The organism is Asanoa sp. NPDC049475 (genome assembly GCF_040676915.1).
Lineage (GTDB): Bacteria > Actinomycetota > Actinomycetes > Mycobacteriales > Micromonosporaceae > Asanoa.
The window spans coordinates 779,087-801,864 of the sequence record NZ_JBFAPY010000005.1; the positions used below are offsets into that span (position 1 = coordinate 779,087).

Annotated in this window: 26 protein-coding genes and 1 pseudogene; 11 read left to right on the forward strand and 16 right to left on the reverse strand. The window is 72.1% G+C overall.

Going from position 1 to position 22,778, the window contains the following annotated elements:
• Window positions 1-338: 338 nt before the first annotated feature.
• Window positions 339-1,079, forward strand: coding sequence for a methyltransferase (locus tag AB0J88_RS23680; RefSeq protein ID WP_364361354.1), 741 nt, complete (start codon window positions 339-341; stop codon window positions 1,077-1,079).
• On the opposite strand, the gene AB0J88_RS23685 is transcribed toward AB0J88_RS23680, so the two are convergent.
• Together AB0J88_RS23685 and AB0J88_RS23690 are read right to left on the reverse strand one after the other, a co-directional pair.
• On the reverse strand, window positions 1,076-1,519 hold the full coding sequence (locus tag AB0J88_RS23685; RefSeq protein WP_364361356.1) for a PPC domain-containing DNA-binding protein: 444 nt from the start codon (window positions 1,517-1,519) through the stop codon (window positions 1,076-1,078). The genes AB0J88_RS23680 and AB0J88_RS23685 overlap by 4 nt on opposite strands.
• Window positions 1,519-1,983, reverse strand: a complete 465-nt coding sequence (locus AB0J88_RS23690; protein WP_364361477.1) for a hypothetical protein — start codon at window positions 1,981-1,983, stop codon at window positions 1,519-1,521. The genes AB0J88_RS23685 and AB0J88_RS23690 overlap by 1 nt, the downstream gene beginning before the upstream one ends.
• A 72-nt stretch (window positions 1,984-2,055) precedes the next feature.
• On the opposite strand from AB0J88_RS23690, the gene AB0J88_RS23695 reads away from it, so the two are divergent.
• The 3 genes from AB0J88_RS23695 to AB0J88_RS23705 all read left to right on the forward strand — a co-directional run bounded on the left by AB0J88_RS23695 (window position 2,056) and on the right by AB0J88_RS23705 (window position 4,717).
• Entirely contained in the window at window positions 2,056-2,850 is a 795-nt protein-coding gene (locus AB0J88_RS23695) for a PHP domain-containing protein (RefSeq protein ID WP_364361358.1), read from the forward strand.
• 12 nt (window positions 2,851-2,862) lie between these two features.
• On the forward strand, window positions 2,863-4,041 hold the full coding sequence (locus AB0J88_RS23700; RefSeq protein WP_364361360.1) for a M20 family metallopeptidase: 1,179 nt from the start codon (window positions 2,863-2,865) through the stop codon (window positions 4,039-4,041).
• A 112-nt stretch (window positions 4,042-4,153) separates the two neighbouring features.
• On the forward strand, window positions 4,154-4,717 hold the full coding sequence (locus AB0J88_RS23705) for a peptidase inhibitor family I36 protein (RefSeq protein WP_364361362.1): 564 nt from the start codon (window positions 4,154-4,156) through the stop codon (window positions 4,715-4,717).
• On the opposite strand, the gene AB0J88_RS23710 is transcribed toward AB0J88_RS23705, so the two are convergent.
• Entirely contained in the window at window positions 4,714-5,781 is a 1,068-nt protein-coding gene (locus tag AB0J88_RS23710; RefSeq protein WP_364361364.1) for a CU044_5270 family protein, read from the reverse strand. The genes AB0J88_RS23705 and AB0J88_RS23710 overlap by 4 nt on opposite strands.
• Window positions 5,778-6,284 (reverse strand): sigma-70 family RNA polymerase sigma factor, encoded by a 507-nt coding sequence (locus AB0J88_RS23715; protein ID WP_364361366.1) that lies wholly within the window; start codon window positions 6,282-6,284, stop codon window positions 5,778-5,780. Before AB0J88_RS23715 ends, AB0J88_RS23710 begins: the two co-directional genes overlap by 4 nt.
• A 245-nt stretch (window positions 6,285-6,529) precedes the next feature.
• Between AB0J88_RS23715 and AB0J88_RS23720 the strand changes: the two genes are divergently transcribed.
• Complete coding sequence (locus AB0J88_RS23720; RefSeq protein ID WP_364361368.1) at window positions 6,530-6,814, forward strand: hypothetical protein; 285 nt, start codon at window positions 6,530-6,532, stop codon at window positions 6,812-6,814.
• On the opposite strand, the gene AB0J88_RS23725 is transcribed toward AB0J88_RS23720, so the two are convergent.
• The gene (locus AB0J88_RS23725) at window positions 6,799-7,143 is read right to left on the reverse strand and encodes a hypothetical protein (protein ID WP_364737986.1); all 345 of its coding nucleotides are present in this window, start codon (window positions 7,141-7,143) and stop codon (window positions 6,799-6,801) included. The two genes, AB0J88_RS23720 and AB0J88_RS23725, sit on opposite strands and share 16 nt — an antisense overlap.
• A gap of 31 nt (window positions 7,144-7,174) precedes the next feature.
• On the opposite strand from AB0J88_RS23725, the pseudogene rpsD reads away from it, so the two are divergent.
• Both rpsD and AB0J88_RS23735 read left to right on the forward strand, forming a co-directional pair.
• Window positions 7,175-7,644 (forward strand): annotated as a pseudogene (gene rpsD / locus AB0J88_RS23730) (30S ribosomal protein S4); the annotation flags it as partial.
• 59 nt (window positions 7,645-7,703) lie between these two features.
• A complete protein-coding gene (locus AB0J88_RS23735; RefSeq protein ID WP_364361369.1) occupies window positions 7,704-8,246 on the forward strand; it encodes a phospholipase in 543 nt (180 codons plus the stop codon).
• A gap of 9 nt (window positions 8,247-8,255) precedes the next feature.
• Here the strand turns inward: AB0J88_RS23735 and AB0J88_RS23740 are convergent, their stop codons facing one another.
• Window positions 8,256-9,167 (reverse strand): LysR family transcriptional regulator, encoded by a 912-nt coding sequence (locus tag AB0J88_RS23740; protein ID WP_364361371.1) that lies wholly within the window; start codon window positions 9,165-9,167, stop codon window positions 8,256-8,258.
• A gap of 73 nt (window positions 9,168-9,240) precedes the next feature.
• On the opposite strand from AB0J88_RS23740, the gene AB0J88_RS23745 reads away from it, so the two are divergent.
• Complete coding sequence (locus AB0J88_RS23745) at window positions 9,241-10,173, forward strand: DMT family transporter (protein WP_364361373.1); 933 nt, start codon at window positions 9,241-9,243, stop codon at window positions 10,171-10,173.
• A gap of 543 nt (window positions 10,174-10,716) precedes the next feature.
• On the opposite strand, the gene AB0J88_RS23750 is transcribed toward AB0J88_RS23745, so the two are convergent.
• Together AB0J88_RS23750 and AB0J88_RS23755 are read right to left on the reverse strand one after the other, a co-directional pair.
• Window positions 10,717-11,052, reverse strand: coding sequence for a TraR/DksA C4-type zinc finger protein (locus tag AB0J88_RS23750; protein ID WP_364361375.1), 336 nt, complete (start codon window positions 11,050-11,052; stop codon window positions 10,717-10,719).
• Window positions 11,053-11,204: 152 nt separating this feature from the next.
• The gene (locus AB0J88_RS23755) at window positions 11,205-11,930 is read right to left on the reverse strand and encodes a CBS domain-containing protein (protein ID WP_364361377.1); all 726 of its coding nucleotides are present in this window, start codon (window positions 11,928-11,930) and stop codon (window positions 11,205-11,207) included.
• Window positions 11,931-12,065: 135 nt separating this feature from the next.
• On the opposite strand from AB0J88_RS23755, the gene AB0J88_RS23760 reads away from it, so the two are divergent.
• From AB0J88_RS23760 to AB0J88_RS23770, 3 genes are all read left to right on the forward strand, one after another.
• Window positions 12,066-13,304 carry a helix-turn-helix domain-containing protein gene (locus tag AB0J88_RS23760; protein WP_364361379.1) on the forward strand — a complete coding sequence of 413 codons (1,239 nt, stop codon included), beginning with the start codon at window positions 12,066-12,068 and terminating at the stop codon, window positions 13,302-13,304.
• A gap of 98 nt (window positions 13,305-13,402) precedes the next feature.
• Window positions 13,403-14,077 (forward strand): acetate uptake transporter, encoded by a 675-nt coding sequence (locus AB0J88_RS23765; RefSeq protein ID WP_364361381.1) that lies wholly within the window; start codon window positions 13,403-13,405, stop codon window positions 14,075-14,077.
• A gap of 69 nt (window positions 14,078-14,146) precedes the next feature.
• Window positions 14,147-14,323, forward strand: coding sequence for a hypothetical protein (locus AB0J88_RS23770; protein WP_364361383.1), 177 nt, complete (start codon window positions 14,147-14,149; stop codon window positions 14,321-14,323).
• A 41-nt stretch (window positions 14,324-14,364) separates the two neighbouring features.
• On the opposite strand, the gene AB0J88_RS23775 is transcribed toward AB0J88_RS23770, so the two are convergent.
• The 8 genes from AB0J88_RS23775 to AB0J88_RS23810 form a co-directional block, all read right to left on the reverse strand.
• The gene (locus AB0J88_RS23775) at window positions 14,365-16,488 is read right to left on the reverse strand and encodes a M14 family zinc carboxypeptidase (protein ID WP_364361385.1); all 2,124 of its coding nucleotides are present in this window, start codon (window positions 16,486-16,488) and stop codon (window positions 14,365-14,367) included.
• Between the two features lie 61 nt (window positions 16,489-16,549).
• Window positions 16,550-17,182, reverse strand: coding sequence for a hypothetical protein (locus tag AB0J88_RS23780; RefSeq protein WP_364361387.1), 633 nt, complete (start codon window positions 17,180-17,182; stop codon window positions 16,550-16,552).
• Window positions 17,183-17,210: 28 nt separating this feature from the next.
• Window positions 17,211-18,011 (reverse strand): endonuclease/exonuclease/phosphatase family protein, encoded by an 801-nt coding sequence (locus AB0J88_RS23785; RefSeq protein ID WP_364361389.1) that lies wholly within the window; start codon window positions 18,009-18,011, stop codon window positions 17,211-17,213.
• Between the two features lie 20 nt (window positions 18,012-18,031).
• Window positions 18,032-18,325: a DUF202 domain-containing protein gene (locus AB0J88_RS23790; protein WP_364361391.1), complete on the reverse strand. Its 294-nt coding sequence runs from the start codon at window positions 18,323-18,325 to the stop codon at window positions 18,032-18,034.
• The gene (locus AB0J88_RS23795) at window positions 18,322-18,675 is read right to left on the reverse strand and encodes a DUF202 domain-containing protein (protein ID WP_364361393.1); all 354 of its coding nucleotides are present in this window, start codon (window positions 18,673-18,675) and stop codon (window positions 18,322-18,324) included. The genes AB0J88_RS23790 and AB0J88_RS23795 overlap by 4 nt, the downstream gene beginning before the upstream one ends.
• A complete protein-coding gene (locus AB0J88_RS23800) occupies window positions 18,668-19,543 on the reverse strand; it encodes a formylglycine-generating enzyme family protein (protein ID WP_364361479.1) in 876 nt (291 codons plus the stop codon). The genes AB0J88_RS23795 and AB0J88_RS23800 overlap by 8 nt, the downstream gene beginning before the upstream one ends.
• Window positions 19,544-19,644: 101 nt before the next feature.
• Complete coding sequence (locus tag AB0J88_RS23805) at window positions 19,645-21,141, reverse strand: arylsulfatase (protein ID WP_364361395.1); 1,497 nt, start codon at window positions 21,139-21,141, stop codon at window positions 19,645-19,647.
• Window positions 21,138-22,760, reverse strand: coding sequence for a hypothetical protein (locus AB0J88_RS23810; RefSeq protein WP_364361397.1), 1,623 nt, complete (start codon window positions 22,758-22,760; stop codon window positions 21,138-21,140). The genes AB0J88_RS23805 and AB0J88_RS23810 overlap by 4 nt, the downstream gene beginning before the upstream one ends.
• Between the last annotated feature and the right edge of the window lie 18 nt (window positions 22,761-22,778).

A 22,778-nucleotide genomic window follows, 5' to 3' on the forward strand; every position in this document is an offset into this window, starting at 1 on the left:
GTGTCTGGGTTGGCAGAGCACACCCGGACCGGGTCAGCGTCGCGTGTCGTTCGTCGCCGACACGAAGGCGCGCAGGACGCACGGCCGGTCATGGGTGACAGGCGTTCGCCGGCTGGTGCCATGTGGCCGACGAAGGGCGAGACCGGACTGGCCGGGCGGCGCGCACACCATCGGGGCCCGTGCCAAGGGGCCAGCGCGCCGACAAGCGGCGAGGATCTCGCACAGCGTTGTGAAGTTCCGGAACCCCCCATCGATTGATCGGAACATCTCGATCCTGCTGGCCACCCTACGCGAATTAATCGATGGCTGCCCGTCGGTGGGGGCTGCTAATTTGCGGCATGACCTCACCGCCGGCGGCGGGCAACGGTGCACGCCTCACGTTCATGGCGCCGCTGTCCACGGCGCGGGCCGACCGCCTCGTGGCCGACCTCTCCGCCCGCGCACCGTCCACAGTGGTCGACTTCGGCTGCGGCTGGGGAGAGCTGCTGCTGCGGGTCGTCGCCGCCTGCCCGGGTGCCACGGGCATCGGTCTGGACACGCACGAGCCGGACCTTCACCGGGGCCGGGCCAACGCGGAGGCCCGTGGCCTGGACGGGCGCGTCACGTTCGTCGACGGCCCGGCTGCCGACCACCGCGACACCGCCGACCTGCTCGTCAGCGTCGGCGCCTACCAGGCGCTCGGCACCGTCGCCGAGGCGCTGAGGGCCCTGCGCTCGCTGATCAACCCCGGTGGGCGGGTGCTGTTCGCGGCCGAGTTCTGGGAGCACCCGCCGCCCGCCGAACGGCTCGCCCGGATGTGGCCGGGCATGACCGCCGACGACTGCACCGACCTGGCCGGGCTCGTCGACCAGGCGATCGCGGCGGGCTTCCGGCCGCTGCGCGTCGAGACCGCCACGCGCGACGAGTGGGACGAGTTCGAGTCGCTGCTGGCCGCCGACCGCGAGGAGTGGCTGATCGCCAACCCCGACCATCCGGAGGCGGCGGCCGTACGCGCGCAGGCCGACACCCAACGCGACATCTGGCTGCGCGGCCACCGCGGCCTGATGGGCTTCGCCTACCTGACCCTCGGCCCGAACTAGTCCGACTGGTCGAGATCGATCAAGGGCACCGGCTGGCCTGGCCGCATCACCCGCCGCAGTTCGGCCGGTGTCTCGGTGACCACCGCCTCCAGCGTGGGGAAGACCGTGGCCGCCAGGAGGTGGCCACCGCGGGTGGTGCCGTCGGCCAGGCCGAGCACGACGTGCACGTTCAGGCTCGGGCCGTCCGGACCTTCGGCGACGTTGCCGATCAGCGAGAGCACCTCGGCCGGCTCGTCGACCTCGTTGCGCCGAAAGTCGTTGACGGCGCGGTCGAACCAGCCGACGGTGGCGTGCTCGAACCCGCCGAGGCCGGTGATCGACGCGGCTTCCAGGCGCTCCCGGTCGGCCAGCTCGTGCAGCGCCGCCACCGCGTCCTCGCCCGGATCGCACACCATCACGTAGGTCACGACGTCGGAGTCGGTGACGACCTTGGACCTCATCACCTGTCCTCGAGCGCGACCAGTGTGGCGTAGGTGACCGTGCCGTACACCAGGTGGGGAATCAGGTCGCTGAGCCAGTCGGTGACCGACCAGGTGCGCGGGTCCGAGACTCGCAGCCCGGCCAGGGTGCCGTCGCTCACCGCCATCGCGCCGAGCCCGACCGCGACCGCGCCGACCGGCAGCGCGGGCCGCCAGCCGTACCCGTGGAGGAGGCCGAACGCGGCACCGACCGACACGCCCGTGAGGACACCGGAGAGGCCGCCGAGCCCGTTGAAGCGGTTCTGCCGGCGAGAGTTCTGCCCCGGTACGTCCAAAGGCAGGTGCTTGACGAACGCTTCGGCGGTTTCGGCCGGCACGTTGCTGGACGGTCGGCCCCGCACGGCCATGTCGAGATAGGTGGTCGCGTCGAGCGCGGCGCAACCGGCCGCACCGGCCGCGGCGCCGGCGGTCGCACCGGACAGCAAGGTCAGGTTCATGCCCGGCACATGCCCCACGAGCCCGGGGCCAAACGGATCTCGCGGCGCTAGGGTAAGGGCGTGGCGCTTCCCGCGGACGGGCACGTGCACAGCCTGTTCTCGTGGGACGCACCAGGCGGGGACATGCTGCGCACGTGTGCGCGGGCGGTCGAGCTCGGCCTGCCCGCGGTCGCCTTCACCGAGCACGTCGACCTGACCCCGTGGACCATGCCCGACGGCCGGGTGGTGCTCGCCGCCCCGTTCGACGTCGCCGGCTACCGGGAGGCGATCGGCGAGGCGCGCGAACGGTTTCCGACGCTGCGGGTGCTGTCCGGTGTGGAGTTCAGCGAGCCGCACTGGCACGGCGACGAGCTGCGGGCGCTGCTCGCCGGCGGCTTCGACCGGGTGCTCGGCTCCGTCCACGCCCGCGCGACGGACGACGACCTGTTCCTGGCCGTCGGCTACGAGTATCCGGGCCTGTCGGTCGACGACATGGTCCGCGGCTACCTGGCCGAGGTGGCGCGGATGGCCGACACCGGCACCGACTTCGAGGTGGTCACCCACCTCGACTACCCGCTGCGCTACTGGCCGGCCTCGGCCGGGCCGCGCGAGATCACCGCGTACGAGCCGGAGTTCCGCGCGGCCCTCACCGCCGTGCGCCGCAGTGGGCGGATCCTGGAGGTCAACACGCGCAGCACCTTCCACCCCGAGTTGCTGGAGTGGTGGCGGGCGGTCGGTGGGCGAGCGGTGACCTTCGGCAGCGACGCGCACCAGCCGGACACGCTGGCCCGCCAGTTCCGGGCGGCCGCCGACGCCGCGTCGGCGCACGGCTTCCGCCCGGGCCGGGACCCGATCGGCCCCTGGGTGCGCGCATAGCAGGATGTGACCGTGGACATCCCCAGCCCGACCCTCGCCCCCGCCCTCGACCTGTCGGCCGTCCGGCGGTGGCTGCTCGCCCATCGCGAAGACCTCCTCGCCGAGCTCCGTGACTACGTGTCGCGCGAGACGCCCAGCGACAGCAAGCCGCACCTGGACGCCGGCCTGGACTGGCTCACCGGCCGGCTCACCGAGGCGCTCGGGCCGCCCGAGGCGATCCGGCGGGTGCCTTCCCCGACCCACGGCGACACCCTGGTCGCCGACTTCGCGGGCGTCGGGCCTCGCCGGCTGCTGGTGCTGTGCCACTACGACACCGTCTGGGACGCCGGCACGCTCGCCAACCGGCCGTTCGTGGTCGAGGGCCGGATCGCGCGTGGCCCCGGCGTCTTCGACATGAAGGCGGGCCTGATGCAGGCGCTGTGGGCGGTGCGCGCGCTGGACGCCGCCGGGCTGCCCCGGCCGCCGCTGCGCTTCGTGCTCAACGGCGACGAGGAGCTGGGCAGCCCCGCCTCGCGGCCGGCGGTCGAGGCGTCGGCCGACGGTGTCACCGCCGCGCTGGTGCTGGAGCCCGGGGTCGGCGGCGCGCTGAAGACCGCCCGCAAGGGCATCGGCATCTTCCGGATCGACGTAACCGGCGTGGAGGCGCACGCGGGTCTCGACCCCGAGAAGGGGATCAGCGCGATCGACGAGCTCGCCCGGATCGTGCTCGAACTGCGCGCGGTGCAGGACCTCGGGCGGGGCACGAGCGTCAACGTCGGGACCATCTCCGGCGGTACACGTGGCAACGTGATCGCCGGCCACGCCTGGGCCACCGTCGACGTGCGCGTCGCCGAGCCGGCCGAGGCGCGGCGGGTCGACGCCGCGCTGAGCGGGCTGCGGCCCGCCGACCCCCGGCTGATGGTCACGGTCGACGGCGGGTGGAACCGGCCGCCGATGACACGTACCCCGGGGATCGCGGCGATGGTCGACCTGGCCCGCGCCCTCGCCGTCGGGCTCGGCGAGGACTTGTCCGAATGTGCTGTTGGCGGCGGCAGCGACGCCAACTTCCTGGCCGCGCTCGGTGTGCCGCTGCTCGACGGTCTCGGCGCGGTCGGAGCCGGCGCGCACGCCGGTGACGAGCACATTGACGTCGACGCGACGGTCGCGCGCACCGCGTTGGTCGCCGCGATCGTCCACGCGTTCGCCCGGTAGGGACGAAGGTCAGATCACCGACCGGCCGATTCGAGGGATGTAAACATTCCGTAGTCTCGATGTCACTGCGGGTATTTCCCTGCCCGCACGGGGGCTATGCAGGAGGTCGGACATGAAGGGACTCTTCCGGGCGGTTGCCGTGCTCGTGGTGGCGGCGGTGGTGATGACGGGTGTGCCGGCGGTGGCCGCGGCACCCGCTGGTGCGCCCGGGTCGGCGGTGTTCGAGGGGCGCGTCATCGACCTGGGCAAGGGCTGGCAGGGCGCACAGACCTGCCTGGTGTTCGCGGCGGCGGACACGCGGTGCTTCGCCTCGCACGCCGAGGCGGACAAGCTGTTGGGCTACCAGCGTGCGGCGGACCCGCTCGTCGCCCGGACCGCCCAGGCGGAGGGCGCGGTCGTCGCGGCGGCGGTGCCGTCGTGCGGGTCCGGATGGCTGTGCCTCTACGAGAACACCAACGGCGGCGGCCGGCGGCTGCAGTTCAGTGACGAGTACTGGCACTACCTGGCCGACTGGGGTTTCAACCGGTCGACCTCGTCGTGGCGCAACAACCAGGGCGCCAGCGACGCGGGCCACCTGAGCCTCTACAACCTCACGTCCGTCTACAACTGCGGCGCCCGCTCGTACGCGTTGTCGATGGGCTCCTACAACGACCAGGCGTACGCCGTCTGGGGCTAGAGATAGGTGTCGTAGCCGATCACCGCCGGCGCCGTGATGTCGAGTCGTCCGACCTCGGTGGCCAGGACGCGTTCCTGCGCGAGGATGCGTCCGCCACCGGGGTCGACGACGAACGTGTGGGTGACCGGCAGGCCGGAGCCGTCGACGACGACCGTGTACGCGTCGCCCGTGCGGCCGGCGCGGTCGGTGAGCGTGCCCGTGTAGCGCAGCCCGGGCAGACCGGCCAGGAGGGTCAGCGTCGCGGCGCGCTCGGCGGCGGTCAGGGTGCGTTCCTGGAGCAGGTCGGTGATGCCGCCGACGACCGTCGTGGCCGGGTCGGTGCCCTGCCGGGTCGCGGACAGCCAGGCGCGGAGCCGGCCGGGGTCGGTCGGGGGCCGGTCCGGCCACACGGCGACGAACTGACCGGCGGCGTATTCCTCGGTGGTGCGGGTCTGGTCGGCCCCGGGTGATCCCTCGTCGTGCCACTCGTCGAGCTGCGCCTTCGTGGGCGACTCGGGCGGGAGGTAGGCGACCGTGCGGCTGCCGGAGTTGTCCGGCGCGCGCCGGACCTCGGTCTCGGTGGGGATGACGACGCAGGTGACCGTCGTGCCCGCGATGTCGCTGTTGAGTGACCAGCTGCGGATCAGCAGGTGGTCGTGGATCGGCGCCGCGGCCGGAGGCTGGCCGGCGAGGGTGGCGGCCAGCGCCAGCAGCCGGGGAGCGCCCGGTTGGGGCGCCACCGTTGTGCCGGTCAGGGGTGCCGGTGTCGCCCACGCGCTCGACGCGGTCTGGGGGAGCGCGACGGCCACGACGACTCCGATGACGGCGACGGCCGCCGCGGCGACCGCCCAGCCCGCGAAGGCCCGGCGCGGCGGTGCGGCGACCGCTCGGCCCGCGAGGACCCGGCGCGGCTGCGCGGCGGCCGACCGGCCCGCGAAGGCCCGGCGCGGCGGGGCGGGGGCCGGCGTGCTGGCGAGGATCGCCCGCAGCGTTCGCTCGCGCCGGTCGAGGTCGGGCACGTAACCGTCGTCGGCGACGGGGTCGGTGGGACCGAAGATCTCCCGTAGCCGGTCGGCGTCGTTCATCGACGGGACCTCCGGCCGAGGAGCGTGACGAGCTGGTGCGTCCGGTTGGGCTGGGGATCCCACAGCTTGCGCAGCCGGGCGACCCGGTTGCTGACGGCGGTGCGGCCGAGGCCGAGCACCGCAGCGACCTCGGGGACCGTCAGCCCCTCCCAGGCGATCAGCTCCAGGATCTCCCGGTCGCGGTCGCCGAGCTCGGCCAGCGCCTGCCGCAGGGCCATCCGGTCGACCAGCCCGCCGGTGCGGTCGTCGTGGTCCGGCAGGGTGGCGAGCGGGTCGCTGGCCGGGTCGTACGGGTCGTTGCGCTCCCGCTTGCGCCGCCGGAACTCGTTGGCGAGCACGTTGCGGGCCGTGCGGTAGAGCCAGGGCAGGGGGTTGTCGGCGGGCACGTTGGCGCGGCCCTGCCAGGCGATCGTCATCACCTGGCCGACGATGTGGTCACAGTCCAGGTCGGCCGCACGGCGGCGGACGTAGCGCCCGACGTCGTCGTAGTGCAGCCGATACATCGCTTCGAACCTCTCGTCATCGCTCGTCGAGCCCGTCACCGCCGTTGTGTCCACCCCCTCCGAGTTGTCACACCCGGCAGAGAAATTAGCGCCAACTGAGGAGACGTCGTCGCTCGGTCCACAGTGGCCGTCCCTTCGCGACCGAACCGTTACCTAATTTCCCTGCCAGGCATGTGACGTCGCGGCCTTCACCCGACACAAGCGGATCAGGATCCAGTCGACGAGGATGCATCCGAGGAGCGGCGATGACCGCACGGCAGCAGGCACCGCACCAGCTGACGCAACGCTCGCGGCCGGCACTGTTCGTCGTGCCCGCGCATTGGCCGGCCGGCTTCGAGCCGACCCGCGGGCTCCTGATGACCCTCGACTGGTGCAGCGGGCGCGTGGTCAGCGAGGAGCGCATCGAATACGTGGGGGAGCGCTGGTCCCCGGTGCGGCGCCCGATGGTCGTGTCCGGGGTCCTCTTCCTCACCGAGCACCGGCACGAGCAACGACCGAGGCCGATCGCTCCGGGTCAGCCGGCGGCGTAGTCGTCGGGGTCGATCTCGATCATGAGGCCGTCCGGGTGCTCGAAGCGGACCTCGGCGACGTCCATCCGGTGCAGGGTGTGTCCGTGCCCGACGTCGAGCAGGTCGGGCAGCGGGTTGTGCGCGGCGAAGTCGAGCACCGCGCCGCGCAGCAGCGGCTCGCGCAGCCTGGTCGACCAGCCGGAGATCCAGAGCTGACCGCCGTCGGGTGCGGTGATGGCCAGCACCGTGGCCACGTCGTAGTCGTCGCACGAGGTCAGGGCCTTGTCCACGGGGTCACCGACGGCGGCGAGGAGCAGCGGTGAGCCGGCGCGGTCGAGTGCGTGTCGCACCGGGAACGGCCCGGGTCCACCGCGGGCCGTCGCGCGCCGCAAGGAGACCGACTACAAGGTCCGGCTGCTGGAGAAGCAGCGGCTGCGCCACCAGTACAACGTCAGCGAGGTGCAGCTGCGCCGGGCGTTCACCGAGGCGCACCGGGGCACCGGCAAGACCGGCGAACGGCTGGTCGTCGCGCTGGAGTGCCGGCTCGACTCACTGGTCCTGCGGGCCGGGTTCGCGCACACCATCTACCAGGCGCGTCAGGCCGTGGCGCACGGGCACATCGCCGTCGACGGGCGCAAGGTGGACCGGCCGTCGTACCGGGTGCGGCCGTTCCAGACCATCGAACCCCGTTCCAGGTCGCCGCGGCCGGCGCGCACGTCGGTGCCCGCACCGCGCCGTACCTGTCGACCGCGATCGCGGACCTGCGCACGACGCTGGTCCGGCTGCCTGAGCGGGCCGAGATCCCGGTTCTGTGCGACGAGCAGCTCGTGGTCGAGTTCTACAGCCGCTGACGCGATCTTCAACATTCATTTATTTACATTCCTGAGGGTACGACCGCACCATTGGCGGTATGCCTCGTCGGTTGCTCACCCTCATCTCCGCGGCCACCCTTGCCGCCGTGATGGTCGTCGGCATCGCATCCCCCGCCGCCGCCGTCACCAACGCCGAGAAGCTCGCCACCCTGTCGAGCTTCACCCAGACCAGTGCCAGCAGCTACAACGCCTGGAACGCGGCCCGCCTCGACCGCGGGCCGTGGCTGGCCTACAACTTCGACTGGTCCACCGACTACTGCTCGACGAGCCCAGACAACCCCTTCGGGTTCGCGTTCGAGCTCTCCTGCTACCGCCACGACTTCGGTTACCGCAACTACAAGGCCATGGGCCAGTTCAGCGCGGCCAAGTCGCGTCTGGACAGTGCCTTCTACGCGGACCTCAAGCGGTCCTGCGCGCGCTACAACGCCGCGCTGAAGCCGATCTGCGACGGGCTGGCCTGGACCTACTACCAGGCTGTGCGCGCGTTCGGCAAGGTCGCGGTCAGCCAGGCCGACCTCGACAAGGCGGCCGCCCAGATCGCGGAGGTGCGGCGCCAGGAGGCACTGGCCCGCCGCTCCTGACGGACGCGTTCACGTCCTGCGCACCTGGTCGGTCACGGCCGCCAGGAGCGCCGTCAGCGCGGGGGCCGGCGGTGTGTCGCGGGTGACGGCGAACAGCCGGCGCCGGAGCGTCACCTCGGCGACGTCCCGGACGGCGACCGACGGGTCGCCGTCCGGGAGGGCCAGCACCGGCATCAGGGCGACCGCCGCCCCCGCGCGGACGATCTCGAGCTGGACGTCGGCGTCGCTGGAGCGGTGTCGCAGGTCGGGCTCGTAGCCGCCGAGGGACCGGCAGGTGCCCACCACCATGGCGTGGTGGCCGGTGCCCTCGGCGGACGCGGTCCAGACGGCCGACCGCAGGTCGCCGATCGCCACGGGTCCGCCGCTCCCGGCCAACTGATGCGCCGCCGGCAGCACGACCTTCATCGGCTCGTCGAGCAGCACGGTGAAGCGCAGGCCGGCCGGGCGGGGGCGGGGCTGGCCGTCGTACTCGTCGCCGATGACCAGGTCGACCGCGCCCAGGCGCAGGCTGGGGAGGGACTGTTCGAGCTCGTACTCGAAGATCTCCACGCGGACCCGGGGATGGTCGGCGCTCATCCGGGCCAGCGCTGGGACCAGCAGCCGGCGGGCCGCGGACTGGAGGCCGCCCGCCCGGACCGTGCCTCGGATGTCGCCGCTCAGGGCGGCCAGGTCGGCCTCCGCCGCCTCCGCCGCTGCCAGCAGGACGCCCGCGTGGTGGGCCAGCACCCGGCCGGCGTCGGTGAGCCGCACACCGCGCCCGGCCTTGGCCAGCAGCGCCGTGCCGACCTCCTTCTCCAGAAGGGACAGTTGCTGGGAGACCGTCGACGGGCTGTAGCCCAGGGCCTCGGCCACCGCGGCGAGCGTGCCCCGCTCCTCGACCTCACGGAGGAACCGCAGCCGCCTCAGGTCCAGCACAACCATGCGGGAATCCTAACGAATCAGCTCCACGAATCATCGCTGGACCTGATGACTCCGTACGCTGATCATGGTGGACGTGGGTCCCGCACTGTGTCTTCTCTCCGCGGCGTGCTTCGGCGCCATGGCGATCTTCGGCAAGCTGGCGTACGAGGCCGGTGTCTCGCCCGCGGCGCTGCTGCTCGTCCGCTTCACCCTGGCCGCGGTGCTGCTCGGGCTGCTCCTGCTCGTGCGGCCCGGCCTGCGCCGAGCCCGACGGGGCCGGCCGGCGACCGCGCGCGTGCTGCTCGTCGCCGTCGGGCTCGGTGCCATCGGGTACGCCACCCAGGCGAGCCTGTTCTTCGCGGCCCTGGAACGGCTGGACGCCTCGCTGCTGTCGCTGATCCTCTACACCTTCCCGGTCCTGGTGACCGTGGGGGCGGTGCTGCTCGGCCGGGACCGGCTCACTCCGGCGCGCGGGCTCGCCCTGGTGGCCGCGTCGAGCGGCACGCTGCTGGTCCTGCTCGGCGCCGGCGCGGTCAGCTTCCAGCCGATCGGCGCGGCGCTGGCCTTCGGCGCCGCGGTCACGTACACGGTCTACATCCTGGTCGCCGACACCGTCGTGCACCGGCTGGCGCCGGTGGTGCTGTGCGCGCTGGTGATGGGCGGCGCCGCCGTCACCCTCGGCGGCCGCGCCGTCCTGGCCGGCGGCGTCGACCTGGCGTTCGGGCCGGCGGGCTGGTTCTGGCTCTCCTGCATCGCGGTGATCTCCACCGTCGTGGCGATGCTGACCTTCTTCGCGGGCCTCGAGCGGACCGGACCGTCGACGGCCGCGATCCTGTCGACCTTCGAGCCCGTCGTCACCACCGCGCTGGCCGCGCTCACCCTCGGTGAGTCCCTGACGCCGCTGCAACTCGCCGGCGCCACCCTGGTGCTGTCGTCTGTCGCCGTGCTGCGGCTGCGCCGAACCCGCACGCCGTCGCGCTCCCGTCCGGCGAGCGCGGTCTACGCGCTGAAAGCGCCCGGACGCTGATGCCCATAGGATCTGGTAGGGCGTCTACCGTCCCGGGTCGGCGACGAGGCGGCCAGGAGGTTGCCATCCTGGTGGTCAGCGCCCACTGGTACATCAACGCGACCGCCGTGACCGCCATGCCGCGGCCCGGACCATCCACGACTTCTACGGGTTCCCGCCTGAGCTCTTCGCCGTGCAGTACCCCGAGATGACGGCCTACACGCTGGGCCTGTCCTGCGCCGACGCGGTGGGAGACCGCGGCGCCCCGCGGCCGCCGGCCGGTCTGCCTCCCGACGGCTCCAACATCTGATCGACCGGACCCCGCGGCATCGAGCAGCGCGGGAGCGGGCGGGCCCTCGACCAGGCTGAACTCGACATCGGACCTGGAACTGTCGACCCCGGCCCGCGCCATGGCCTGCCTCGACGATTCGAAGGCCCGCGCAGCGATCTCGCCGATGGCCTCCTGCGGCAACGACGAGGCCGGCCCGTCCACGCCGACCACCACTCGCACCGCCTGCGCGGACTCCGTCGAACCATCGAAGTCGACAACGATGTCCGTAACCGTCATCCACGCCCCCCGTGCGTCCGCTGGAGCTGCTGGCACGGCACGCAGAATCGCGTCGTCGGCAGGATCTCGAGCCGTTCGAGGGGGATGTCCTGGCCGCAATGTTGGCACGTGCCGTAGGTGCCGTCGTTCATCCGCTTGAGAGCTGCGGCGGTCTCGGCCAGCGCCTCTCTGGCTGTTGCGGTGAGCTCGTCGAGGGCGCGCGGGGTGAGGCCCGTGAGCTGGGGGTCGGTGCGGTAGCCGTCGAGCTTCACGAGCTCGCCGGTCTGCTGCTCGAACAGTTCCTGGAGGACCAGGTGCACGCCGTGAAGCCGGCCCTTAGTGCTGAGAGTCATGAGAACTCCAATGTGTTTACGCGTTCTGGCGCCGATCCGCCCGCGACTACGGCGGTGCGGCGAGCTCCTACGATCGCCCGTCCGCAGGCGAGCATCATGGGCTGACGCCGGTAACGTCTCCCCGGGTCATTTGCCGATGGTCGGCAATTTGCTCATTGCCCGGGGCTGGCCGCCAGGACCGGGGCCGGATTCAACCAGCCGCGCATCGGATCCGGCACGGGCGCGGGCTGCCGGTCGGGGGCCGTGTCGTCCCGGTCGAAGGTGAGCTCGTCGACCACGCCGGAGACGCCTGGCACCGCCTCGGTGAGTCGCAGGGCGGCGAGCGCGGTCGTCCTGAGTGTGGTGTGGCCGGTGAGCGTCGCCTCGCCGTCGGCGACGCGGACCCGGATGGCGCCGGGTGCCAGACCCAACGTCCCGCGCAGCACCCGCTGTCGCACGTCGTCCTCGGTGACGCCGTCCGACCGCGAGAACGGTGCGAACAGATCCCTACGCGTCACGATGCCGAGGAGCCGGTGGCGGTCGTCGACGACCAGCAGTCGGCTCAGGTCGCGCTGACGCATCGTCCGGGCCGCCTCCGCCAGCGAGGCGTCCGGCCGGATCGTGACCGGGGAAGCGCTCATCAGGTCGAACGCGGTGCGTATCCCGGGGCGCCAGCGGGGCTCGTCCGATCGCCGGTGGCCCACTCGCCAGCCGAAGTCGATGTCGCGGAGAACGTCCGTCCAGCTGACCACACCTGTCACGACGTCGTGCTCGTCGACGATCGGCACCCCGCTGATCTCCCGCTCGCTCAGGACGGCCGCCACCTCGGCGACCGGGGCATCGTCGGGAAGCGTGACGACGTCTGGCGTCATGACTTCGCGTACTCGCCATCGCAGCATCGCGTCCTCCTTCTTCGCGTTCCTGTCCCCGAATCATCGCGGGCCGGCGGGGCGGGTCGGCAGGGCTCGGAGGCACAGACTCGGCCGGAGTAAACTGCCGACGTCCGGCAATTTCGCCGTGGCGGGAGGTTCGACATGCCAGCACGGTCGCGGCAACGAGCACCCGCCGGGTCCGCGGCGCCGCAGCAGGCCTGGCTCGTCGAGGTCGCGCAGGGCGCCAGCGGTGACGCCGGCGGCGTTCCTGTCGACCTCCTGGGCGACTACCTCTCGCTGCTCGCGGACGCGGCCGTGAGCGGGCGTCGGCCTAAGCGTGGCGAGCTGGAGGCGGTGAGTCGGCTCGGCCGCGAGGCGGCTGTGCGGGGCATCTCGGCCGGCCGCGTGGTCCAGCTCTACCTGTCGGCGGCGCGCCGGCTCTGGCAGGAGATTCCGACCGTGCTCCAGGACCGCGACGGGGAGGCGGTGCGCGCGGCGGCGGCGGCCGTTCTCCACACCGTCGACGAGGCGGTGGCCACGCTGGCGGAGGGATACAACCTGGCCCGGCGGGATCTGGTGCGGCGTGAGGAGACCCTGCGGCGCGAGGTGATCGACGACCTGCTGCGCGGCGACTCGGACCTGGGTGGGTTGGTCGAACGGGCTGAGCCGTTCGGAGTCGACCTGACCACGGTGCACCAGGTGGCCCTCGCGGCGCCGGATCGCCGGTTGCCGGATTCGGACATGGCGATCAGCGCACTGGAGGCGGCGATCTTCGATCGCCTGGGCGACCGTGACGTCATGGTGGCGACCAAGGACGGGCTGCTCGTGGTGCTCGCCCCCGCCGACTCGGCGATCGCCGGTCGGGCCGCGGTCGCGGTCGACCGGCGCAGCGATCTGGGCTGGTTGATGCACGACCAGCTCGACCGGTTGCGGCACGGTCGCCCGTGGCGCGTGGCCGTCGGCCGGCCGCATCCCGGGGTCTACGGCATCGCCCGCTCGTACGAGGAGGCCCGCGAGGCCCTCGGCATGGCCGGCCGGCTGCGAGTCGACAGTCCCGTGGTCAACGCGCACGACCTCCTCGTCTACCGGGTCCTCCTGCGCGACCAGCCCGCCATCGTCGACCTGGTCCAGGCCGTGCTCACGCCGCTGACCCAGGCGCGCGGAGGGGCCGGGCCACTGCTGGACACCCTCGCCGCCTACTTCGACACCGGGGGAGTCGCCACTGAGTCGGCGCGCCGCCTGCACGTGTCGGTCCGCACGGTCACCTACCGTCTCGACCGGATCGCCACGCTCACCGGCTACGACCCGACGAAGCCGGCCAACCGCTTCATGCTCCAGGCAGCGGTGCTCGGCGCCGCGGCCCTCAGCTGGCCGCAAGAGCCGCTGCCGTCCGCGCCGTGAGGAACCGGACCCTTCCATCCTAGGACGGCTTACGGGGTGTGCGCGCCGCCAAACGGGGAAAGCGGCAGCCACGCGGAGCACGTCAGGACGGGGCTGTCGTGAGCGATTCCTCTCGCCGGGTGGTGGACGCCGCACCGTTGGGCCTCGCCGCTTTCGGTGGCACCACGTTCCTGCTCAGTTTCTTCCTCGCCGGAACCGATGCGCTACTGACCCCGACCGTCTTCGCCACGGCGCTGTTCTTCGGAGGTCTCGCGCAGCTCGTCGCGGGCATCGTCGAGTTCAGGCAGGGCAGCACCTTCGGCGCCACGGCGTTCACCGCGTACGGCACGTTCTGGATCGGGTACGGCCTCTTCGGCTGGCTCATCCGGCCGACCCTGCCGGCGGACGACGTGACCACGGCCGACGGCCTGTTCACCCTGCCGTGGGCGATCCTGACCCTCTATCTCGTGGTGGCCACGCTGCGCATCTCCGGGGTATTGCTGGCCCTGGTCAGCGGTGCGTTCATAACGCTGTCACTGGTCACCGCCGGCAGCTTCGCCGACTCGGTCCCGGTGATCCGAGCCGCCGGCGCCGTCGGGTTCGTGACCGCCGCGATCGCCTGGTACGGCTCGTTCGCCGGGCTCGTCAACGGAACCTGGGGACGGCACCTCGTCCCGATCTTCCCGGACCCGGGGAAGCGCCTGGCCAGGCTGGGCCACGGACGGCCGCGCGTCCACTCGATCACCTCGTCGGCCGGCGAACGGGAGCTCGACGACGACAGCCAGGCACAGTGACCCGCTCCGGCGGTCGACGAAAGCACGCAACCCGGCCCGCCGAGGCGGAGATGTTCCTACGGTAGGCGCATGACGTCCATCGCGATCACGGTTGTCCTCGGCGCCCTCGGTGTTCTGGCCATGGTGTTCGGGGCGCGCGACGACGCGCCGGGCCTCGTCCTGGTCGGCCTCGTGCTGCTGCTCGGCGCGGTCGCCGTCGGTGGGCGGGCCGTCTACCGACTCATGCGGACCGCCAACCGGCCGTAAGCGGCGCCCGGCGGACCGGGCGCCGCTCCCTTCGTGGCTGTTTACGGGCGCGCGGCCCCGTCGGCCTGCATGTCGCGGGCGACCCGGACGAGCTCGACCAGGCCGGCCGCGTACTCCTGCGACTCGGCGTGTGCCTCGTCGTACGGCGGCTGGAAGCCCACGCCCTCCCACTCCTGGGTCTCCGCGTTCCACAGGTCGTTGCCGACCTCGAAGTCCCAGGCCAGGATGCCCAGCTCGTAGTAGAGCTGGTCGGCCGAGTTGCCGGCCGCGGAGTAGAGCACGTCAGCGACCGGACCGGTGTACGACGGCCAGGTCACCGTGCCACGCGAGCTGCGGATGGCGCCGATGATGCGCTTGGCGCTGTCCATGAAGTACGCCGACTCCTCGATGGACGGACGCGGCAGCGTGATGCGGCCGTCCGCCTTGTAGGCGCCGGGCGGCCACATGAAGTAGCCACCGTAGCTGTGCACGTTCATCGCGAACTTGATGTTCGGGTGTGCCTTGGCGAGCGCGATCACGTTGCCGCTCTCCGCCTCGGACAGCTCCGAGGTGCCGGAGTAGGTGCCCGAGGTGCAGTTCGCGCTGCCGCCGACGTACCCGTCGAAGTAGGAGCCGACGGTGTAGTTGCGGTTGATGTCGACGCCCCACGAGTTGGCCAGCCGGGGGTCGCGCTGGGCGCCCGTGCAGTGGTTGACCAGGTTCTTGCGCTGGAAGTTGTAGTCGTTGAACGCGTAGTTCGCGCCGTCCGGGTTGACCATCGGGATCACGAAGACGTCGACGTTGTCGAGCAGGCTGCGGGTCTCCGCGTCGGTCGCGTAGTTGGCCAGCAGCCGCTCCGCGAACTCCAGGGTGACCAGCGGGGTGGCCCACTCACGGGCGTGCTCCTGCGAGTACGCCATGACGCCGATCTTCGAGCCGTCGCGGACCTTGCCGATCCGCAGCGCCTGCACGGTCCACGGCTTCTTCGACACCTCGGTGCCGTCGAGGCCGTCGTCGAGCCGGGCCGGGCCGGCGATCGGCATGACCTTGCCGGCCGAGCCGTCCTCGACGAACGCGTTGAACACCTGCGGGTAGCCGGCGTCGATGAACGCGGCGACCTGGTCGGTGGTGCTGATGATCGCGCCGGTGCTGTCCGTCGCGAGCGAGACGGTCAGGACCCGGTCCTTGTACGTGGCCTTCAGCGGCTTGTTCCTCTTGCCGGGGTCGACGGTCTTGACCTGGACGCCGTTCATCTTCTGGTCGCCGAACTTGACCGAGTCGACGACGACCGCGGCGGTGGCGGGGTCACCGAGGTAGGCGGACGCCGTGCGGCGGTAGCCCTGGGTCTTGTTGGGCAGGTCGATGACGTCGACGAGGTCCTCGTACTGCCGACCCAGCCGCTTGATGCGTGCCTGGATGTCGGTAGGCGTCATGTACGCGGCGATGAAGTCCTGCTGGTAGCCGGCCGGGGTGGGCGGGGGCATCGCGCCCGGCCACGCGGTCGGCTTGATGGCCCGGGTGGTGCCGCCGAGGCTCGAGCTGGCGGTCACCGTCACCGGCTGCGCCGGCACGGGCTGGGGGAGCGCGACGTGGTACTGGTACTCGCCCGAGTCCTCGAACCGGGAGAGCGGGAACGACCCGGTCGTGCCGTCGGCGGTCTTCCAAGTCACGGTGATCTCGACGTCCGGGTCGTCGGTCGCCGTCGTCGCCACCTGCACGGCCAGGAAGCTCTGGCCCTCGGTGGTCCACCAGTACGACTGGAGGAACTGGAGGGTGTCGGTGTTGGCGGCCACGCCGGCCCGCAGGCCCGCGGCCTCCTTGCTGGCCTGGACCCGGGCCGAGCCCTCCGACGCGGTCTGGATGAGCTGGGTGGCCACCGCGCCGCGTGCGGTCAGCGCCGCGAGCTCCTGGTCGGTCACGACGAGGTCGACCTGCACCTGGCCGAGCGTGGTGCGCGGCCGGGCGGCGACGTCGGCGCCGCTGGCGACCAGGTCGCGCAGCATCGCTTCGTCGGGAAGCCGGAACCGGACGAGCGCGGTCTCGCCCGCGGCCAGCTTGACGGCCGGACCGGCGGCGGGTTTGGCGGTGTCGGGCGGGGCGGCGACGCTCGACCCGGACGGGGCGAGCAGCCCGACGGTCAGAACGGCTGCGGTGGCGCCGGCCACCCAGATCCGTCTGTTCGACATGGAACCTCCTGCGGACATCGAAGGACGCTGGGTCCTACATCAGTCCACAGATCGATCCGTGTCAACCGTTCGAAAGATACGCCAAGATAACTTCCGGTTGCTCGCCCCAGCGCCCGGTGAGTGCGGCGGGTGGAAGGTCACCGTCGGTGATTCGGCGGAGGATGACGATGCGTAACGACCCCACGTGGACCATGGTGTGGTCGCCGTGCTCCTCGATCCTGCGGATCTCCTCGACCGTCGGCGCGGCGCGGCCGGGCACGCCGGTGCCCCGGGCCGTCATCGCCGGCTCCCGTCGTTCCAGCGTGCCGGCACCGTCGACGTCGACGAGCTCCTCGGCCTCGCCGGTGCCCTCGATGATCGCGCCGGCTACGGCCGCGAGGTAGACCGGGTCGCTGACGGCGTCGTACACCCATCGCTTGCCGAGCACGGAGTGCTCCGCCGTGCCGATCAGCCAGTTGTCACAGCCGGGCAGAGGTGCGTCACGGTACGTGAGTGGGACGTGGTGCACCGGGCCGTCGCCGAACCGGACGAGCATGGTCTCGATGCCCACGGCGCCGGCGGGGTCGTCGAAGCGGAAGGCCGCGACGCGCTCGAGCTCGCCGCTCGCGCTCTGGTGCCAGCGCCGGCCGGGCAGCCAGCCCGCCAGCAGCTCGAGCTTGGTGGGGGTCACAGTGGCTTTGTGCAGGAGCGCCATTGCCGGATAGTACGCCCGCCGCGGCGGCTCAGGTCGTGCCGGTCAGGCCGACCGTCACCAGCAGGCCCGGATGGTCCGTGCTGCGGGCCAGGTCGACCTCCCGCATCGTCGGCTCCGCGAGGTCGGAGGTCGCGAGCACGTGCTGGAGGCCGCCGTCACCGAGCCACCGGTAGCCCTGGGGGATGCAGGCTCGCAGGTCCGGTGGCGCGCCGTAGCGCAGGTTGAGGTCGCCGGCCACGATCGTCGGGCGGTAGCCGACCCGCCGGTGCAGGGCCGGCAGTGTGACGCCGAACAGGTGCTGGCACTGGTGCAGCGCGGCCTCGCTGTCGAAGCCGGCCAGGTGGGTGGTGCAGACGTCGACGGCGGCGAGCAGGCACAGCCAGACCCGCTCCTCCGGGTCGACGGGGTCCTGCACGGGGTACTCCCCGCCGACCACCTCGTGCTCCACGGTCGGGGCGCGGGCGATCAGCCCGATCCCGTACGCCTGACCGTTGCGGCCGCACCGGGTGGGTCCACCGGACGGACGGTCGGGCGCGGCGCGGAACCCGGAGGCCACGAGCCCGCCGTGCACGCCCGCGAGGACCGAGCCGAGGGTGTCGATGTCGCCCTCGCAGATCTCGTTGAGCGTCACGACGTCGGGCCGGGTGTCGCGGATGACCTGGGCCGCCACGTCGATCGACCGGCCGGTGTAGCAGCCGGCCTGCCCGCTGGCGCACAGGTTGAGCTGGAGCAGCCGGACGGCACGGTCGGGCGGCGCCACCGAACCACCGAGCAGCGCCGTGGCCGCGACCAGCCAGGCGACGAGCACGAACCACCGCCGGGACGCCATCGCGCACAGTCTAGGGGCGATCAGGCGGCGGCGAGGACCCCTGCGACGGCCAACGCGCCACACATCGCCGTCAGACCGGTGAACACCAGGAGTGACCGCGCCCGGGCCGCGTCGGTGCCCGCGTCGAGTCGTCTACGGCGCCGCCAGAACGACAGCAGCGCCAGGGCACAGGCCGCCGCCGCGCCGCAGAACAGGACGGGCTGACCGGTGTGCACGCCGAGGCGGGCCAGCAGGATGACGGTGACGAGGGCGACCGTCGCCGTGCGGGTCCAGGCCAGCGCGGTGCGCTCGGTCTGCAGGCCGGGGCGGCTCACGAGACCACCGCGAGCACGACGAGGCCCGCGCCGAGGAGGCCGACGACGCCGGACACGACGGCGAGCAACGGGGTGAACGGAAGTGGCCCGTCGTTGCGCATCGCCCGCTGGACCGCGGCCCAGCGCCGGTAGGCGACCACCGGCAGCATGGTCCCGCCGACGGCGAGCACGGCGGCGAAGGCGGTGCGCAGGCCCTCCAGCGCGGTGCTCGGCAGGAATTGGATCACGGCGACCGCCCCTGCCAGCAACGCCAGCGCGGTGCGGATCCAGGCCAGGAAGGTGCGCTCGTTGGCCAGCGAGAAGCGGTAGTCGGGCTCCTCGCCCTCGTGCTGCCAGCGCGGTTCAGCCACGGGCGGGTTCTGGTTCGTCGATCGCGCAGCGGAAACCGGCATGGCCCGTCGTGCTGTCTGGTGTGGACGACGTACGGGCCGCCACGCGGTAGCGGTTGCAGTACGACTCGTGGCACAGGTACGAGCCGCCGCGCATCACCCGGGTCGCTCCGTTGTCGGGGCCGGCCGGGTCGCGCCGGGTGGCGGCGGAGTCGGTGGCGTGCCAGTCCGCGCTGAACCAGTCGGCACACCACTCCCAAACGTTGCCGGAGGTGTTGTGGAGGCCGTACCCGTTGGGGCGGAAGGCGTTGACCGGCGCGGTGCCGAGGTGGCCGTCGGCGCCGGTGTTCTGCCGGGGGAAGGTGCCCTGCCAGGTGTTGCAGCGGTGCTGGCCGCGCGGCATGAACTCGTCGCCCCACGGGAAGCGCGCGCGGTCGAGCCCGCCGCGGGCGGCCTTCTCCCACTCGGCCTCGGTCGGCAGCCGCTTGCCCGCCCAGGCCGCGTAGGCGGTGGCGTCCTGCCACGAGACGTGCACGACCGGGTGGTTGGCCCGCTTCGACACGTCGGAGCCCGGGCCTTCGGGCGCGCGCCAGGAGGCCCCCTCGACCGGCAGCCACCAGGGAGCGCCGGGCACGTGGCCGTCGAGCACGCGGTGGGCCGCCTCGCCGGTGACGAAGGCGTGGAAGACGTACGACCAGCCGAACCGCTCGGCGTCAGTGTGGTGCCCGGTGGCCTTGACGAACGCGGCGAACTGGGCGTTGGTCACCGCCTTCGGGTCGATCCGGAACGCGGACACCTCTACCTCGCGGACCGGACCCTCGCCGTCGTCCGGGAACGCGTCCGGGTCGTCGCTGCCCATCCAGAACGAGCCGGCAGGCACCCGTACCATCCCCCGCGCGGCCGTCGAGGGATCGATGGCCCGAACGGGCACCGAGAGGGCGACCGGCGCCGGATCGGGACCGTGCCCGCCCGGCGCGCAGCACGCACCGCTCACGACGACACCTTGACGTCGAACGGGAACCCGCTGGTCTCGTCGCGGCAGATGGCCCGGAGTTGGTCGTAGAGCGCCGCGACCACCTCGGGCTCGGCGGCCCACCGGTCGGTCGTCTCGCCGGGGTCGGCGGCGACGTCGTAGAGCTGACCGGTCGGGTGGTCGGCGTCCCACGGCGGGTTGTCGTGCGCCTTGCCGGATCCGGAGGCGAACAGCGCGTCGATCGACGGCTCGGAGAAGCCGCCGCCGGAGCCGGACGCGAACACCGCCTTCCAGCGCCCGGACCGCAGCGCGAACCGACCGCCGAGGCTGTGGTGCACGATCGGCCGGTCGGCGGGCGGGGGCGCGGCCGCCCCGGTGAGGGCGCCGAGGAGGTCCCGCCCGTCCTCGGCGGCGCCGGCGGGCAGCACGGCGCCCGCGGCCGCGGCCAGCGTAGGCAGCACGTCGGTCAGGCAGATCGGGGCGTCGAGCACCGTGCCGGCGGGGATCCGGCCGGGCCAGTGCGCGACGAACGGCTCGCGGTGCCCGCCGTCCCACAGGTCGCCCTTCTGCCCGCGCCAGTCGCCGTTGGGCCGGTGCACCGCGACGTCGCCGTCGTCATTGAAGATCATCGGTGCGCCGTTGTCGCTGGTCACGATCACCAACGTATTGTCGCGCTGGCCACGGGCGTCGATGGCCTCGACCAGCGCCCCGACCGCCCAGTCGACCAGGCAGACGCCGTCGGCCCGGTCGCCGAGGCCCGAGCGCCCCCGCACGACGTCCGGTGGCACGTTGGGCCGGTGCGGCGCCGACGGCGTCACGTAGCAGAGGAACGGCTGGTCGGTGGGCACGGTGTCGATCCAGCGCAGCGCCTCGGCGACGAACCGGACATCAGCCTCGTCCTCGCGGAAAGCGGGCACCTGGAGGCCCGGTCGCTGCTCGGTGAGGTACACCTCCTTCTCCCGGTCCGGGATGCCGACGGTGCGGTCCTGGTCGATGAACGCGTACGGCGGCATGTCGAGCGAGCCGGCGATGCCGAAGAACCGGTCGAAGCCCAGCGCCGTCGGCCCGCCGGTGACGGGGGCGGCGTAGTCGATGTCGTGCCCGAAGTCCGTCTCGACGCTGTCGTGCAGGGTGGCGCCGGGCGCGAAGGCGTCGCGCACCGAGCCGTCGCGGTGCCGCCAGCCGAGGCCGAGGTGCCACTTGCCGAACGCGCCCGTGGCGTAGCCGGCGTCCCGGAGCACCGACGCCAGCGTCGGGCGTTCCGGCTCGATCAGGGCCGGGCCGTGGCCCATCAGCACGAAGCTCTTCAGCGGTCCACGCCAGGCGTAGCGGCCGGTCATCAGCGCGTAGCGGCTGGGCGTGCAGACCGCCGACGCCGAATGCGCGTCGGTCGCCCGCACGCCGCCCTCGGCCAGCGCGTCGACGTGCGGGGTGGGGATCTTCGAGCCGTAGCAGCCGAGGTCACCCCAGCCCATGTCGTCGGCCAGCACGACAAGGATGTTGGGTCGGTTCACGTGCGGCAGCTCCCGTCGGTGCTGCGGTATATCCGTACCGCGTTGGTGGTCGCCGGGTCGATGTCGAAGGTGCCGGCGTTGTTCAGGCACGCGCCGTTCGCGTACACGTTCTGGAAGTTGATGTTGCGCATCTTGTGGGTGCTGTCGATGCCCCGCACGATGCTGGGCTTCTGGAACGTCGTGTACGCGTGGATGTTCCGGAAGATCAGCTGCTCGATCTCGCCGTAGCCGAGCGCGGGGTCGTACCACTTGTTGTTGTCGATGGTCAGGTTGAACAGCCGGAAGGTGGCGTTCTCGACGCGGATGTCCTCGAAGAGGTAGCGCGAGAGCGTGCCGCTGCCGGCGTGCAGCGCGCGGAAGATACCCGACTTCTCGATCTGGTAGTGCTCGGCGTGGATGACGTCGTTGTCGTAGACGTGGAACGTCGAGTTGTCCTCGTGGATGTTCCAGCTGATCATGAACGGTGCACCGTTCTCCAGCTGCCAGATCGTGTTGTGCCGGGCGATGGTGTCGCCCCAGAACAGCTTGACCGAGTCGTCGTTGGACTTGACGAAGTTGTTCTCCAGCAGGCTCTTGTTGCCCCCGACCATCCCGTCGGTGCTGTACCACCATGACATCGTCTTGACATTGTGGATGGTGGTGAACTGCCCGAGCGCCCGAATGTTGAAGCGGGGTGCGTCGACGAACGTGACGCCCTCGACGAGGATGTTCGACGAGCCCTGGTCGGCGATGTCGATCATCCCGGGCTGGTTCTTGTTGGCGTCCTGGTTGCCGGTGTCCATGAACAGGCCGGAGATGACGCCGCGGCCCTTGATCGTCACGTCGTGCACGGCGCCGGTCGCGATGAACGCGGCGGAGACGAACGCGCCGCCGGCCACGTAGACGGTCTGCCCGGAGAGGATCGGCTGTCCGGCGCCGACGGTGTGCACGCCGGGGCCGAAGTAGCGGACGTTCGGGTCAGCGGGCGACGGCACGTCGACCTCGGGCGGGTTGGCGAACACCAGCATCGGGTGGAGCACCGGGTTGTGGATCTCCGGCTGGAACTCCACGGACAGGTTGCCCGGCCGGTCGACGGTGAAGGTGCAGGTGTCGCCGGCGAAGCTGGTGACCACCGCCGCCGAGTAGGGCCGCACCAGGCAGCCGGTCGCGCCCGGAGCGTTCTTCGTGACCCGCACGGTGACCGCGCCCGAGAACGAGAACGACGTCCACGAGGTGTCGGCCTCGCGGTTGGTGTCGGCCTTCTTGGCGGTCGACCGGTAGACGAACGACGGCACCGGGCCGCCCGCCTGCTGGACGGTCACCGTGTACTGGTCCGACGCCGGGATCCCGGCCGGCCCGGGGTATGTGGTGAGCTGGTCGGGCGTGCCCGGCGCCGGGTCGATGTCGCCGTAGGGCAGCGTGGCCCGGTGTGCGGCGATCTCGTCGACGGTGGCGGCGGTCGAGGCGGTGATGCTGTTCGCGATGTCGTCGACGACGGGCACGGTCCCGTTGATCGGGGTCACCGTGCCACCGAAGTCGTACTGCGCACCGGTGTAGGGCGGGCCGTCGGCCCGGGCCGCGCCCGCGGGGAGCAGGGCGGCCACGAGCGCGGCGACGGCGACGAGGGCTTTGCGTGGCATGGGCGTACCAGCTTCCTG

Coding starts and splice junctions, on each gene's coding strand:
- AB0J88_RS23720 (WP_364361368.1), top strand. CDS start 6,530: ATGACCGCACGGCAGCAGGCACCGCACCAGCTGACGCAACGCTCGCGG.
- AB0J88_RS23775 (WP_364361385.1), bottom strand. CDS start 16,488: ATGTCGAACAGACGGATCTGGGTGGCCGGCGCCACCGCAGCCGTTCTG.
- AB0J88_RS23800 (WP_364361479.1), bottom strand. CDS start 19,543: ATGGTACGGGTGCCTGCCGGCTCGTTCTGGATGGGCAGCGACGACCCG.
- AB0J88_RS23735 (WP_364361369.1), top strand. CDS start 7,704: ATGCCTCGTCGGTTGCTCACCCTCATCTCCGCGGCCACCCTTGCCGCC.
- AB0J88_RS23740 (WP_364361371.1), bottom strand. CDS start 9,167: ATGGTTGTGCTGGACCTGAGGCGGCTGCGGTTCCTCCGTGAGGTCGAG.
- AB0J88_RS23710 (WP_364361364.1), bottom strand. CDS start 5,781: ATGAACGACGCCGACCGGCTACGGGAGATCTTCGGTCCCACCGACCCC.
- AB0J88_RS23810 (WP_364361397.1), bottom strand. CDS start 22,760: ATGCCACGCAAAGCCCTCGTCGCCGTCGCCGCGCTCGTGGCCGCCCTG.
- AB0J88_RS23680 (WP_364361354.1), top strand. CDS start 339: ATGACCTCACCGCCGGCGGCGGGCAACGGTGCACGCCTCACGTTCATG.
- AB0J88_RS23685 (WP_364361356.1), bottom strand. CDS start 1,519: ATGAGGTCCAAGGTCGTCACCGACTCCGACGTCGTGACCTACGTGATG.
- AB0J88_RS23785 (WP_364361389.1), bottom strand. CDS start 18,011: ATGGCGTCCCGGCGGTGGTTCGTGCTCGTCGCCTGGCTGGTCGCGGCC.
- AB0J88_RS23760 (WP_364361379.1), top strand. CDS start 12,066: ATGCCAGCACGGTCGCGGCAACGAGCACCCGCCGGGTCCGCGGCGCCG.
- AB0J88_RS23715 (WP_364361366.1), bottom strand. CDS start 6,284: ATGTATCGGCTGCACTACGACGACGTCGGGCGCTACGTCCGCCGCCGT.
- AB0J88_RS23755 (WP_364361377.1), bottom strand. CDS start 11,930: ATGCTGCGATGGCGAGTACGCGAAGTCATGACGCCAGACGTCGTCACG.
- AB0J88_RS23780 (WP_364361387.1), bottom strand. CDS start 17,182: ATGGCGCTCCTGCACAAAGCCACTGTGACCCCCACCAAGCTCGAGCTG.
- AB0J88_RS23770 (WP_364361383.1), top strand. CDS start 14,147: ATGACGTCCATCGCGATCACGGTTGTCCTCGGCGCCCTCGGTGTTCTG.
- AB0J88_RS23705 (WP_364361362.1), top strand. CDS start 4,154: ATGAAGGGACTCTTCCGGGCGGTTGCCGTGCTCGTGGTGGCGGCGGTG.
- AB0J88_RS23750 (WP_364361375.1), bottom strand. CDS start 11,052: ATGACTCTCAGCACTAAGGGCCGGCTTCACGGCGTGCACCTGGTCCTC.